This window comes from Psychrobacillus sp. Z16_25 (genome assembly GCF_056856695.1).
Map to the genome: position 1 here is coordinate 22,905 of NZ_JBXEOV010000016.1, position 14,609 is coordinate 37,513.

General features: G+C 39.2%; 11 protein-coding genes. 4 read left to right on the top strand and 7 right to left on the bottom strand.

The genetic code is table 11. The features are described from left to right. Positions 1–177 precede the first annotated feature (177 nt). The 3 genes from AC1VU3_RS14340 to AC1VU3_RS14350 form a co-directional block, all read right to left on the bottom strand. Entirely contained in the window at positions 178–1,428 is a 1,251-nt protein-coding gene (locus AC1VU3_RS14340; RefSeq protein ID WP_480388663.1) for an MFS transporter, read from the bottom strand. A 103-nt stretch (positions 1,429–1,531) separates the two neighbouring features. Next, positions 1,532–3,274: an ABC transporter ATP-binding protein gene (locus tag AC1VU3_RS14345; RefSeq protein WP_482983844.1), complete on the bottom strand. Its 1,743-nt coding sequence runs from the start codon at positions 3,272–3,274 to the stop codon at positions 1,532–1,534. Then, a complete protein-coding gene (locus AC1VU3_RS14350; RefSeq protein ID WP_482983845.1) occupies positions 3,274–5,013 on the bottom strand; it encodes an ABC transporter ATP-binding protein in 1,740 nt (579 codons plus the stop codon). The genes AC1VU3_RS14345 and AC1VU3_RS14350 overlap by 1 nt, the downstream gene beginning before the upstream one ends. A gap of 659 nt (positions 5,014–5,672) precedes the next feature. Here AC1VU3_RS14350 and AC1VU3_RS14355 point away from each other — a divergent pair. Both AC1VU3_RS14355 and AC1VU3_RS14360 read left to right on the top strand, forming a co-directional pair. Further along, positions 5,673–7,013 (top strand): hemolysin family protein, encoded by a 1,341-nt coding sequence (locus AC1VU3_RS14355; protein WP_482983846.1) that lies wholly within the window; start codon positions 5,673–5,675, stop codon positions 7,011–7,013. A gap of 136 nt (positions 7,014–7,149) precedes the next feature. Next, complete coding sequence (locus tag AC1VU3_RS14360) at positions 7,150–7,581, top strand: cytidine deaminase (RefSeq protein WP_480388667.1); 432 nt, start codon at positions 7,150–7,152, stop codon at positions 7,579–7,581. A gap of 236 nt (positions 7,582–7,817) precedes the next feature. Here the strand turns inward: AC1VU3_RS14360 and AC1VU3_RS14365 are convergent, their stop codons facing one another. From AC1VU3_RS14365 to AC1VU3_RS14380, 4 genes are all read right to left on the bottom strand, one after another. After that, the gene (locus AC1VU3_RS14365; RefSeq protein WP_482983847.1) at positions 7,818–8,459 is read right to left on the bottom strand and encodes a response regulator; all 642 of its coding nucleotides are present in this window, start codon (positions 8,457–8,459) and stop codon (positions 7,818–7,820) included. Between the two features lie 12 nt (positions 8,460–8,471). Then, complete coding sequence (locus tag AC1VU3_RS14370) at positions 8,472–9,587, bottom strand: GAF domain-containing sensor histidine kinase (protein ID WP_482983848.1); 1,116 nt, start codon at positions 9,585–9,587, stop codon at positions 8,472–8,474. A gap of 682 nt (positions 9,588–10,269) precedes the next feature. After that, entirely contained in the window at positions 10,270–11,988 is a 1,719-nt protein-coding gene (locus tag AC1VU3_RS14375) for a phospho-sugar mutase (RefSeq protein WP_482983849.1), read from the bottom strand. A 15-nt stretch (positions 11,989–12,003) separates the two neighbouring features. After that, a complete protein-coding gene (locus tag AC1VU3_RS14380; protein WP_480388671.1) occupies positions 12,004–13,548 on the bottom strand; it encodes a GNAT family N-acetyltransferase in 1,545 nt (514 codons plus the stop codon). A 130-nt stretch (positions 13,549–13,678) separates the two neighbouring features. Between AC1VU3_RS14380 and AC1VU3_RS14385 the strand changes: the two genes are divergently transcribed. Both AC1VU3_RS14385 and AC1VU3_RS14390 read left to right on the top strand, forming a co-directional pair. Continuing rightward, the gene (locus tag AC1VU3_RS14385; RefSeq protein WP_482983850.1) at positions 13,679–14,104 is read left to right on the top strand and encodes a disulfide oxidoreductase; all 426 of its coding nucleotides are present in this window, start codon (positions 13,679–13,681) and stop codon (positions 14,102–14,104) included. Position 14,105: 1 nt separating this feature from the next. Continuing rightward, positions 14,106–14,576 carry a thioredoxin family protein gene (locus AC1VU3_RS14390; protein WP_480388673.1) on the top strand — a complete coding sequence of 157 codons (471 nt, stop codon included), beginning with the start codon at positions 14,106–14,108 and terminating at the stop codon, positions 14,574–14,576. Positions 14,577–14,609: the final 33 nt, after the last annotated feature.

Below are 14,609 nucleotides of genomic sequence, written 5' to 3' on the forward strand. Positions count from 1 at the left end.
CCTAGTTTCTTCATGTAGTTTTTTTCTTTTTTCCATAAGTTTACTCATTACTTCCATCATTTTTTCCGTTTGATTTGTCTTTAAGTAGTACTTCCAAAGCTGGTAGCTATAATAGGTATATATAAGGAGGGAAAAATTATCTATTTATTTACTAGGAACTTTACCCTAATTTCCATGCTAATCTATCTTTTTTCGAACAAATAAGAAATAAAAATAGGTCGAAGCTATGATGTATAATATTCCAGTTATTGTAAAAGTATAAGCGTATCCCCAATAATATCCAAACGCCACTACAAGTCCTGTAGAAATTCCGCCTGTACTTGCCCAACCAATATTGAAAACCATCTGATTAATGGAATTTGCAAGTCCTTTGTATTTATTGTGTACGATATCCATCGCAATTGCACTTTGGATAGGATTTCCTGCATTCATGAGTGCCTGACGAAGTAAAAAGGCGATAGATGCAATAAGCAATGAGTTTGTGTAACCAGTAATAAAGAGAAAAGGAATGGATAATAGCTGAAAGGTTACTAGCGCCCTTACTTTTCCAATACGCTTCACTAGGGCAGGACCTAAAAGCATGGCAACAGCTGTCATAGCAGATCCAAGAGAAAGTATAAGTCCTATATAGGCATTCGTAGCATCAAATCGATTAGAAAAATACAAGTTAAGATAGGGAATAACGAGTCCGGAACCAGTTCCTATTAATAAGTTAGCAATTCCGAAAAGAATTATAATCTTAATATTACTTTTAAATGAAACAGGGTTTCTCTCTAAATTTTGTCCACCTGGATCTGTTATCTCCTCCACAAGAGGAGCTCGATTAATTTTAGTTAAAGGAAATAATCCTGCTGTGAATATCATTGCCCCAATAATTAGGACCAGTTTAATTGCCAATACCGGCTCTAGACCACCGATTAGCTGAAAGGCATCCGCAAGCACTCCACCTCCCAAGCTACCAACCACTCCGGCGATTGTAATCATGGAAAAGTGAATACTGAACAGATTCATCCGTTCATTTGGCTTCGAATTCTCTGCTAAAAATGGGACACCAGATACTTGCACTAAGGCCATAAAAAGTCCTGTAAAAAACGCAGCCCCAACCAAAGAACCCTCCCCCACTACTAGACTTCTGATATATAAAGTCCCAGCAGTAAGGATGGTGCCAATGATGATAATCTCTCTCCTACCAAGCCGGTCACTAAGATATCCTGCCGGCACCAGCATAATGGCGGATGCTAAAGAGGTCATGGAAATGATGTTTCCATTCATTGTTTCTGGGAAACCAAGCTCTTTAATATATAAATTGTACATAACTGAAAAAACACCCATCCCAATTTGAATGAGTATATTTGCAAGCATAAACATCTGTATATTTCGTGGGAAAGCAATTATTTTTCTCTTCCAATCAGTAAGCCAATTAAACATCATCAACCATCCCTATATTTCGATAATCTAAATATACGATTTTCGTTACAAAAAGAGAAGTACTATTTACACGATGTGCTTAAATAGGGAAAACCCCACAGGCTTATATAGCGTGTGGGGTAACTCCTGCTTGCAACTTATACATTTGTTCATATCGACCCTTAAGCTCTAACAGCTCCTCGTGCGATCCACTCTCGACAATTTCTCCGCGATCAAGCACTAATATGCGATCTGCATTTTTAATCGTAGATAATCGGTGGGCGATGATAAAGGTCGTTCTTCCCTTCTTTAATACATCCATTGCATGCTGAATGATTTCCTCTGTTTCCGTATCAATATTGGAAGTAGCCTCATCTAAAATAAGAATTGCTGGATCAAAGGCTAATGCTCTTGCAAAAGATATCAGCTGCCTTTGTCCAGATGATAGCGTACTTCCCTTTTCAATAACAGGCTCATCCAGACCCTTTTCCAAGTTCTTCAGCACCCTGTCACCTCCGACAGCTGCTAATGATTCCTCTACTTTCTCACGCGTAATTCGAGGGTCATTTAGGCTGACGTTAGAGGCAATGGTGCCAGAAAATAAATATGGATCCTGTAAAACAATCCCCATGTGCTCTCGGATAGTCTGTCTCGGAAGACTAGTAATATCTATCCCATCAATTAATATCTTACCTTTCGTAGGATCATAAAAACGAAATAGCAAATTCATAATAGAGCTTTTCCCTGAACCAGTGTGACCAACAAGTGCGATTGTCTCGCCTTTATTGGCTTGAAAGGATAAGTTTTTTAATACATATTCTTCCTTTTTATATGCAAAGGAAACATTTTGAAATGCTACATTTCCTTCGTATCGTGGCATTCTTTGGTCCGATACGTTTTCTCCTTCTTCATCCAACAGCTCAAAAACTCGTTTACCTGCTACCAATGATCTCTCTAATTGAGAGAATTGGCTAACGATCCCGTTAATCGGATTGAAAAGCCGAGTTATATAATCAACAAAGGCATAAAGTAAGCCGGCAGATATAATCGTACCTGGCTCCATGGACTGGCTTCCAAAAAAGAAGATAAATACAGCAAAGGTCATGGAGCGCAATACTTGCACTAGATTAAAGGAGGTTGCCGAGTCTAAGGTTAATAGCTTTCTTTGATACGTATAATGCTCATGATTCATTTCTTCGAATTCACGGTCCATCTGCTTTTCACGTTTGAATGCTTGAATGATAGACATACCTTGAATTGATTCATTTAACATTGCATTCATATCCGCAATTTTCGTACGGACGATATGGTTATACTTAGATGCATACTTTCGGTAACCAATCATCCAGATATAGACGATTGGTAGAACGAATAACGCCAAAGCAGCCATTCTAACATCTAAGATGAATAAAGCGGTATATACTCCAATGATGGAAATGATGCTGGTTGCAAATTGAGACAGAACCTGAACATACAGATTTCGAATAGCTTCTGTATCGTTTGTAACCCTTGCCACTACCTTTCCCGCTGGGAGATTATCAAAATATTGAATAGATAACCGTTGGATATGCTCGAATACATCATTTCGCAATCTCTGGACCACACGATTGGCACCAACTTGCAGGTTAATGAACATGAAATATCGAAACACCGCTGTGACAATAGATAGGCCAAAAAATACACTGAGCAGTATAATGATTGGACGAATTTGAATTGCTCCATCTGTAATATAGTTATCAATAATATACATAGCAATAAAAGGTCCAGTTAAATCTGCAATTACTGCAATCGTTAAAAATAGTAGTCCAAGCAATATTGGCTTTTTATAAATTAATGCGTAATGGGTAAGTCTTTTTCCTGTACTCATTACGACACCCCCTCAAGCTGTTGACGATTGTATTGTTCCTTGTACCAGCCTTGCTTCTGCAATAACTCTTCGTGGGTACCTTCTTCTATAATTACCCCTTCATCTAGTACAATGATGTGGTCTGCATGCTGTATAGCAGATAAACGATGCGTCGTGATAATAGTTGTTTTTCCTTGTCGTTCATTTTGAATATTTTCTATAATTTTTGCCTCTGTCTTTGCATCAACAGCTGACAAGGAATCATCGAGCATCAATATTTCTGGATCCTTTATTAAAGCCCTAGCAATAGAAACACGCTGCTTTTGACCACCTGATAAAGAAACTCCCTTTTCACCAACAAGCGTTTCCAAGCCCATCGGCAAATTTTCTAAATCCTTTTCAAAATGAGCAAGTCGTATAGCCTCTTGGAGATCTTCTTCCGTAGCATGATCTTTACCAAAAAGGATATTTTGTCGAATTGTTCTAGAAAATAAAACATGATCCTGTGGGACATATCCTATCCACTCTAAAACCTGTTCCTTGCTTTGTTCTGTTATTTCTGTTCCTCCAATAGTCAGCTTCCCAGTACCCATCGGATACTCTTTCAATAGCTGCTTCATAAAGGTTGTTTTTCCTGCTCCTGTTTTCCCAACAATTCCAAGCGTCTGCCCTTTTTCTAATTGAACACGTATATTTTCAAGATTCTTCACTTGAGACAGCGGATACTGGAATCCTACTTGTTCAAAGCCAATACCCTGAACCTCTTCCAAAACTACCGGTCTTCCTGGATCCTTTACATCTGCTTCGTAATGGAGTGTTTCTTGTACACGGTCAAGAGAAGCATTTCCTCTTTGCATGACATTGATTAGCTCCCCTATCGCAAACATCGGCCAGATAGCCATTCCTAAGTAAACATTAAATGTGATTAAGTTTCCTACAGTCATCTCACCTTTAGAAACTAGATAAGCACCATATCCTAATGCCACTACATAGCTGATTCCGGTGCCGACTTTGGTAATTGGTCCAAAAAGTGCATCAATCCGTTCTACTACCATGTTCTTCTGATAGACCTCTTCACTCATATCAGAAAACTTCTTTTCATCCGCTCTTTCCTGGACATATGCTCTAATGACCCGTACGCCAGCCACTGACTCCAGCACCCTGTCATTTAAATCACCGAATGCATCTTGTGCAACCATATACTTTTCATGAATAATCTTCCCTAAATACTGCATGATGATAGCAAGAACAGGTATTGGTAATAGCGCAAAAAAGGTAAGTTTCCATGAAATAAGAAATCCCATTGCTAAGATGAGCGCTGCCATATACATCGTAGAGTCAATTAGCGTCATGATTCCGAATCCAGCTGTAGTAGATACAGCGTTTAAGTCATTCGTTGCACGTGCCATTAAATCTCCTGTACGATTTTTTTCATAAAAGGTTGGTGTCATACTAAGAAATTTACGGTTTAGCCTTGTTCGTAAAATCTTTTCAATCTCAATGGAGCCTCCGAAAAGCTGGTATTGCCAAATAAAATTCAATACATAGCCAATCAAAATAAGCCCGATAAAATAGAGTACATATTGTGTCAATTGTTCACCAGTCATGCTTCCAGAAGTGATGACATCTATTGCTCCCCCAACGAGCCAAGGAGGTATAATTTCGATTGCACTCGCCACAATAAGAAACATAATCGCTACTGTATAGCGTATCCAATGCTCTCTAAAAAACCATTTCAACTTAAATAAAACCGAAAACATATAAATTCCCTCATTTCTTTTCTAACCATGTATAGAAGATGGCTATCCACCTTCAAGCGATTCCTTTATTAATAGCTGTTTTGTACGTTGAACAATCATTATCCAACTCCCCTTTCTTTTATCACTGACAAATGGAAAAGAAAACACAAAAAAAGCGCATACCTATCACGGTAAGCACTTAAAAATAGACACAAATATAAAAAGTCTTTTTAAAGTGATTGTACGCTATAGGGAGGATATGAAAAATTTATTCTGTTTACTGAAACTTTCGATACACGAATCATTTTACATACCTCCCTTTCCATTTGTTTAGTGTCATTCAACTTTATCATACACAAAAAATAAATGTCAATACTTTTTGAATTTTTTAAACCTTGAATTTTTTCGGTGAAACGTTTCTGGAAACAGCAGAGTTAATAACGTATAGCATTGACGCATTAAATAATAAATTCCTTTAATCCTTCATAATGCTACAAAAAGGAAAATTTTTTACCGTAGCTTTCCACTTGTCCTAAAAATGAGTACCTAATACATCCTCGAAGAATGATTTGTATTTTTTATTTAGATAATTTATTATTAAAAACAGAAACTATTTTTTAGAAAACAGGAGGTGTACACTTTGTTCTACCCCTCATTTGGGTTAGGGACAAAGTAATTAGTTGGACATAGCCATACGGTTGACAGCTTTTGCTGTCTTAATCGCACTCACTGCATTTTTCGTTGCAAGTGAGTTCGCAATAGTGAAAGTAAGGACTACAAGAATAGATCAGCTTGTAGCGGAAGGTAACAGGAGAGCAATAACTGCCAAAAGAGTTGTTTCTAACTTAGATGAGTACCTGTCAGCCTGCCAGTTAGGTATTACTATAACTGCTTTAGGATTAGGGTGGTTAGGAGAGCCTACTGTAGAAGCAATACTACATCCAGCATTCGAATATTTTGAGCTTCCTGAAACTGTAGCTTCATTCCTATCCTTTATTATTGCGTTCTCCATTGTAACGTATATCCATGTAGTAGTTGGAGAATTAACCCCTAAAACATTTGCTATACAACGATCTGAACAAATTACTTTGGCTGTTGCCAAGCCTCTAGTCATCTTTGATAAGATAATGTATCCAGTGATCCATGGAATGAATGGATCTGCAAGGTTCTTAGCTACCAAAGTGTTTGGATTAGAAGCTGTTTCAGAATCCGATGTAGCCCATTCAGAGGAAGAATTACGAATGATTCTTTCCGATAGTTTAAAAGGTGGAGAAATCAATCAAGCAGAGTACAAGTATGTGAATAAAATTTTCGAATTTGATGATAGGATAGCCAAAGAAATAATGGTCCCAAGAACTGAAATTACTTCTATTGATAAGGACTTAACACTTAGTGAAGTTTTTGAAGTAGTAGGCGTAGAGCAATACACAAGGTACCCTGTAACTGATGGAGACAAGGATCATATTATCGGTCTTGTTAATATGAAGAACTTACTTACAGCCTTCATTAGAGACCCTGCAAATGCATCTACTCCCGTCAGTGACTACATGCAACCAATCATTCGAGTAATTGAAAACATGCCGATTGCTGATTTATTACTTAAAATCCAACGTGAACGTATTCATATGGCCATTTTGATGGACGAATACGGCGGTACATCTGGATTAGTCACAATTGAAGATATTATCGAAGAAATTGTTGGTGATATCCGAGATGAATTTGATACAGATGAACTGCCTGAGGTTCAAAAAATAGAAGAAAACCATTATATCATTGATGCGAAGATGCTAATTGAAAATGTGAACGATTTACTTGGCATCCACATCGACGAAGAGGATATCGATACCATCGGCGGATGGTTTATGACAAGAAGCTTTGATGTAGTAAACGGTGAAAAGCTAGAAGAGCAAGGATATGAATTTGTTGTCAAAGAGATCGATGGACATCATATTCAATACCTAGAAATCACCAAGATCCCTACCGTTGAGGAAAAAGAAGAAACGGACCAAACAGAAGAATAGCACATTTTTCTGCCCCATAAATGTTAGGGTCACCTAATATTTATGGGGTTTTTGTATATTTCCTATGATAAACTGACCCTATACCATATTATGTATTGTGTGGTAATGGTTTTCTATATTAGAGGAGAGATTAGCAATGCTGAAAGTTAGACCTTTAGAGGAAAGAGACTATGAATTGATTACGGAGGCTGAAAGGGTAATAGAAAAGAATTATAGGTTTGAGCGCCATCATATTGGAGCAGCAGTTAGGACGACATCTGGCCAAATTTTTTCAGCAGTTCATGTGGAAGCAAATGTAGGAAGAATCACTGTTTGTGGAGAAGCAATGGCGATTGGCAAGTCAATTTCTGAAGGGGAACATGAATTTGAAACTATCGTAGCAGTTGCACACCCTCATCCACATGAGAATATCGATAAATGCTGGGTGGTTGCTCCTTGTGGCATGTGTCGGGAGTTAATTAGCGATTATGGTGCAGAAACACAGGTCATCATACCGTATCAGGGTGAATTAGTGAAGTGTAATATTCTAGAGCTATTACCTGAAAAGTATACGAGTGATTTAGAATAAAAACCAAAAGAATGTGGGACAAAACAAGTGAAAAGTACTCATGATTATTCATAATCATAAGTGCTTTGGTTCTCCGCTGTCTCGGACGCTTTCCGCTAGCAACAGGATGTAGGTCAGGAAAATTTGTCACACCATGTGATCTTCTCAGTTTTCCCTACCAAAAATAATGTTTTTAGTAGGGAATAGTTTTGTCAGAGCTTTTTTTCTTTTCCTGTCTACTCGATACTCAATCTTCTTTACAGTCCACTCGGCTCTGTCAAGCCATGCTTTACTGCATATAATGCCGCTTGGGTGCGATCTTGTACCTCTAGCTTAGTAAAGATATTCGAAATATGGGTCTTAACGGTTTTTTCTGTTACAAATAAAGAAGAAGCAATCTCCTTATTGCTTTTTCCCTTCGTCAATTCTGCAAGGACATCTTGTTCCCTTGGAGTCAAAGGAGATTTATCATGTGGAAGCATTTCACCCGGACCCAGCTCTATTTGTGTAGTTGCTTCTGGATGCAGCGTATTTTCTCCACGCATTAGCTTACGGATAGCTTCCGCTAGTTCATCAGGCTCGATATCCTTCAGCTGATAGCCTGCTGCTCCTGCCTTCAAAGCAGGAATAACATGATCCCTATCTGAAAAGCTGGTAAGCATAAGTATATGAATTCCTGGATATTTACTTTTAATTCTCTTTGTCGCTTGAATACCATCCATCTCTGGCATGATTAAATCCATTAAAATAACATCTGGCTTCAGCTTTTCTGTCATGTCGATGGCTTCTTTCCCGTTAACTGCTTCTCCTACAATATCCATGTCCTTTTGTGTCTTCAGAAAAAACATTAACCCACGTCTAACAACATGATGATCATCTACAATCAGAATGCGAATCATTTTTATGCCCCCCTAATAAGGTAAACGTACCAGTATTTCTGTTCCTTTATTATCACCTGTCACCCAATCTACCGTTCCACCGACAGCAGTAGCCCTGTCTCTCATGCTCTGCAGACCAATGGAGGGTAGAATTTCAACATCATGAAAATGAAAGCCGCAGCCTTCATCTTTTATTACGAGTAGTACATCCGTAGAGGTAACAGTTAAATACACCTTCGCTTCTAGGACACCTGCATGCTTACGAATATTATTTAAGGCCTCCTGCGCAATCCGGAAAATTGTTTCCTCAATAATAGCTGGAAGATTGATAACCCCTTTCACCTGTATGTGAAGCTTTAAGCCTAACATCTCTCCATAGCCCTTCAAGCCTTCGATAATCCCAGACTCCAAGCCTCTAGGACGTAGCTGCCAAATGAGCGCTCGCATCTCCGTTAAAGCCTCTTGTGTTAAGTGCTGGATTTCTTGAAAGGTTTCTTTCACTTCCTGTTTCTCAGTCATTTCCACTCCGCCCCTAGCAGTAAGGGTTACAGAGAATAAAAGCTGATTGACCGAATCATGCAAGTCTTTTGCAAGCCTATTTCTTTCTTGCACTAATAGGACCTGTTGCTCTCGTTTGGTTAAATAAATTCTCTTAATGGCAGACCCAATTTGAAAGGCAACCGATTCTAAAAGTGCCAGCTCGCCTTCTGAAAAACGAGTTGTGTTCGGGGTAGCAACATTCAAAAGTCCAAAACGCTCCTGTCCTGACTGTAAAGGCACGGTCGCATGATGGGTAATGCCCTCCTTATGAGAGGCGTTCATTTTTCTAGCACCTTCAATACGCTGACATTCTATAATATTGGAGGCTTTGTTCAACTCTCCATTCTGGAAGCGAGATACGCACCAGCAGCCACCCTTTTGTAAATGCCTGCAATCATTCTCTGCCAAAGCCTTAGGTAGACTTTCATGGGCAATTAAGTGCTGCTTTCCTTTTTCATCAATAAAAAAAATCCAGCCTGTCTCAAAAATAGTACCTTCTAATAACTTTCGAAGAGCCCCTTGAAGCATCTGCTCCATTTCCGTCTCTTCATTTAAAAACTCGGCTATCTCTTTTAATAGTTTTATATTTGAAATCTCATTTGATTGCATATAGGTTCCTCCAGCTACTTTCCATATCCTTATTTTAGCATGTCTGAGATAGCAGAAATACTACAAGCGAGTCATACTTTTGGCTGATTCTGATGAGGGGGGGTGATGTACGAGAGGAACGCGTGGCTGTATAAGAGTAAACGGACAAAGGCCATGCTACCATTCTAAGCGAGAGTAAATCTTGGCTAACCGAGAATAAATTACCGCCGAACGAGAGTAACCCTTCTGAATGAGAGTAAACTTCCGCTAAGCGAGAGTATATCTTGTCCGAACGAGAGTAACCATCACCTGACTGAGAATAAATTGTTGCTATCCGAGAGTAAAGCCCAACAGGTCAAGGCGGACAAAGGCCATGCCCTTCTACCATTCCAACCGAGAGTAAATCTTGGCCAACCGAGAATAAATTGCCGCCGAACGAGAGTAAACCTTCTGAATGAGAGTAAACTGTGGCTATCCGAGAGTAAATCATCCCCGGGTGAGAGTAACCATCACCTGACTGAGAATAAATTACTAACAAACGAGAGTAATGGCTCGCTATCCCTATTGACCTGCTACCCGCTAGTCACGGCTGGCCAATCCCCGTCTATCCAAGTGCACCCATATAATGAATAAGCCAGACCTTTCATCCTCACATAAAAAAAGATCAAGAAGAATTGCTCCTTCTTGATCCACGAACCAATAGCTATGCAAGGTATTTATCCATTTTTATACTAAAATCACTTTTTAGGGCCTCTAGCTTAGCAATGCTTTCTTCTTCAGACTGTCCGATGACAGCGAAATAATACTTAATCTTTGGCTCCGTGCCGCTTGGTCTTACACAAACCCATGAGCCATCTGCCAAGAAATATTTGATTACGTTGGATTTAGGCAAGAAGATTTCCTCTGGGTCTCTTCCATCTACAAATGTTCTGGTAGAAGTCAAGTAATCCTCTTGGGATAATACTCTGATTCCTGCAATTTCTGTTAGAGGCTCCACACGAATCTGTTCGAGCAGATGCTGAATAGCCTTTGCACCGGCAACTCCCTTTTTCGTAACAGAAACAAGGTCTTCTAGATAGTAGCCATGTCTTTCATAGAGACCTTGCAGCACGTCTACCAAGGATAGACCTTGTTTTTTATAGTAGGCAGCCGCCTCTACAAGAGCCAGCACGCTTTGTACAGCATCCTTATCTCTTGCGAAGTCCTTTATCAGATAGCCGTAGCTTTCTTCATATCCAAATAGAAATGCAAACTCCTTTGTTGCTTCATACTGTTTGATTTTTTCTCCAATAAATTTGAAGCCTGTAAGCACATCCTCTGTACTTGCCCCATGATACTCTGCAATTACGCGGCCTAAATCAGAGGTAACAATTGTTTTGAATACTCGTCCATTTGCAGGCATTGCACCTTTTTCTTTCAAATTCGTCAAGAGATACTCTATTAAAATAGCACCGGTTTGATTGCCAGTCAGTAGACGATAGTCATCCTGTGTACGTATAGCTGCACCCACACGGTCCCCGTCTGGATCGACGGCTATCAATAAGTCTGCATCATGCTGCACACCATATTTGATGGCATATTCAAAGGCACTTTTTTCTTCCGGATTTGGCAAAACAACTGTTGGAAACTCTCCATCCGGTTCCATCTGCTCTTCCACAAAATGAATATGCTTGTACCCCGTGTCTTTTAATAAGCGTTTTACAGATGAACCGGAAGCACCGTGTAATGGAGTAAAGACTACCACTAGATTAGATGAGTTTCCTATGCCCTCATTTGCCTGTACCGTTTTCAATGCTTCTTGGTAAGCATGGTCCATCTCTTCCCCAAGGTATTCCATTAGACCGTCATTACTTATTTCATTGACAAGCGAAATAGGGTCTCCCACTTTGTTTACATAGCGGATTACCATATCTGCATCCTCTAAATTCAACTGTGCTCCATCACTGCCATATACCTTAAATCCATTATATTCTGGAGGATTGTGGCTTGCGGTTATAACAATTCCCATGAAAGCCTGTAGATAGCGAACAGAGAAGGATAGCTGAGGAGTTGTCCTAGGCTCCTGGTAAAGATAAGCCTTCACTCCGTTCGCTGCCAATGTTTCTGCAGCCTCTCTCGCAAACTCGGGAGAAAATCTTCTGCTATCATAGGCAATCACAACTCCCTGTTCCATTGCTCTTTTTCCTTGCTCATGTATGTAATTGGCTAGACCCTGGGATGCCTTACGAATCGTATAAGTGTTTATACGATTCGTTCCAGCACCAATTTCCCCCCTCATGCCTCCAGTCCCAAATTCTAAGTCACGGTAGAAGGCATCCTCCATTCTTGCCTCGTCGTTCGCAAGTAGCGCTAAATCCTTCTTCCATACTGGCTCTAAATGCTGCGCGCTATCCCATTCTTCAAATAATTGCTTATATCCCATACACCAATTCCCCATTTACTCTTTTTTATAATCGATACTATAGATATCATGACGGCGATCTTTTAGCTGCTTCACCGTACCGTCCTGTCTTTGTCGTCTAAGTATCTCCAGGTCCACATCTCCAATTAAAACCATTTCGACGTTTGGCTCTGTTTCTCCTACTATCCCGTCTCGTGCAAATTCAAAGTCAGATGGAGCAAAAATAGCTGACTGTGCATATTGAATATCCATATTTTCCGTTTGCGGAAGATTTCCAATTGTCCCGGATATTACTGTATATATTTGATTTTCTACCGCTCTTGCCTGGGCACAATATCTTACACGTAAGTAGCTTTGTCGGTCCTCTGTACAGAAAGGAGAAAAGATAATATTCGCTCCCTTGTCTGTAGCGATTCGAGCAAGCTCCGGAAATTCCATGTCGTAGCAAATCTGTATTGCTACTTTTCCGCAATCTGTATCGAATACATTCACTGTATCACCAGCGCTGATTCCCCACCATCTTCGCTCATTTGGAGTAATATGAATTTTATATTGTTTATCTATTTTACCATCTCTATGGAAAAGATAGGCAATATTATAAATTTCCTCGTTTTCCTCCTTCACAAAATGAGAACCAGCTACAATATTAATATTATAGCGAACTGCCAAATCCGAAAATAACTCCATGTATTGCGGAGTAAACTCTGTCAGTCTACGAACTGCCTGACTTGGTGAAGGTTCATCGAGGAAAGACATCAGCTGGGTTGTGAAGATTTCCGGAAAAACCACAAAGTCAGATTGCGCATCCGAAGCCACATCCACGAAATATTCCACTTGGTTTGCAAACTCATCAAAGGAATTAATTTTTCTCATCATATACTGCACCGCACAAATACGGACCGGATAGCTAGTTTTAAAATGACGCTTGGATAATGGAATATAATCAATGTTATTCCATTCCATCAATGTCGCATATTTAGCAGAAGCCACGTCATCTGGTAAGTAATTAGGATTTATACGCATTAATGTAAATCCGTTCATTAGCTGAAACGTAAGTACTGGATCATAGATTTTATGTCGTGAAACTGCTGTTACGTAATCTCTTGGCGACATCTCATTCGCATATTTATGATAATTAGGAATACGACCTCCAATAATAATCGATTTTAAATTAAATTGCCTTGCTATATCCTTACGTCCCTCATATAGTCGCTGACCAACCTTCATTCTTCTGAATTCTGGGTGTACCATTACTTCAATGCCATATAAGTTATAGCCATCAGGATTATGATTTGTTATGTAACCTGAGTCGGTAACATCCGACCAGGAATGTCGATCATCGTATTCGTCGAAATTAATTATCAAACTGGAACAGGATCCAATTATTTTTCCATCCAGTTCAGCAACCAGCTGTCCTTCCGGGAAAATAGACAGATGACTCTGTAGATGCTCTACCTTCCAAGGCTCCATCCCAGGAAAGCACAAACGAGAAATCTCCAGAATATGTTCAATATCTTCATGCTTCATTTGTCTAATGACCATACTTTTTTCAAACTTAGATAAATCAAACTCTTTTGACATGAGAACTCTCCTCTGTTGTTAGGTTATAATTATTTATTATATCTTTCTATTCCCTCAGTTAAAACAATTTACACGTTGTTTGATAAGCCTTATACTTTGAAAGAGATAAGTTATAGAAAAGGGGCTACTTATGACAAAAAAAATAGAGAATATGCTATTGTTCATGTGGTCTGTTTCACTTACCGCCACTTTAGGTTCCTTGTATTTTTCCGAAATTCGCCAGTACGAGCCCTGTGAGCTATGCTGGTATCAACGAATTTTGATGTATCCGATTGTTCTTATTCTTACTGTCGCATATATTCAAAAAAATGCTAGAATAGCAGCCACCACTCTTACCTTCTCGGTTATCGGGCTATGTATTTCGCTCTACCATTATAGTCTGCAGAAGCTAGACTTTATGGCAGAAAATGCACCAGCTTGTGGAAGGGTTGCGTGTACAGGAGAATATATTAATTATTTCGGCTTTGTTACCATTCCCTTTCTAGCACTAGTAGCATTTATACTAATTGCGATTACAAGTATCTTGGTTTTAAAGAGTATCAAGGAGGACAAATAAAATGAAAAAACTAGCCATATTTGGTGGGGTTATTATCGCAGTATTTGCATTGCTTCTCGTATTAAACAATATGAAAAATGACGATGCACTAAAGGACAATCCCTACGATAAAGATAACTTACAACAATCGACGATTGACTTACTCGACGACCCAAATTATCAAAACATCGTTTTACCTGATGAACTGGACAAAAAGATTAAAAGTGGGGAACCAGTTACCGCATACTTTTTTAGTCCAGAATGTGTGCACTGTAAAGAATTCACACCACGCCTAACACCTTTGGCAGAAGAAAATGAAATTGATATTGTGCAATACAATGTTTTAGAATATGAGCAAGGCTGGGATGACTATTCTCTAAGATCAACTCCAACTCTTGTCTATTATGAAGACGGAAAAGAAGTAAACCGAATCGAAGGTGCAGTTCCAGGTGCTACTGTTCAAGCATTCTTTGACCAAGTTGTATTAAAATAAGTAAAGATGGTCATGTCTAATGGGGACATGACC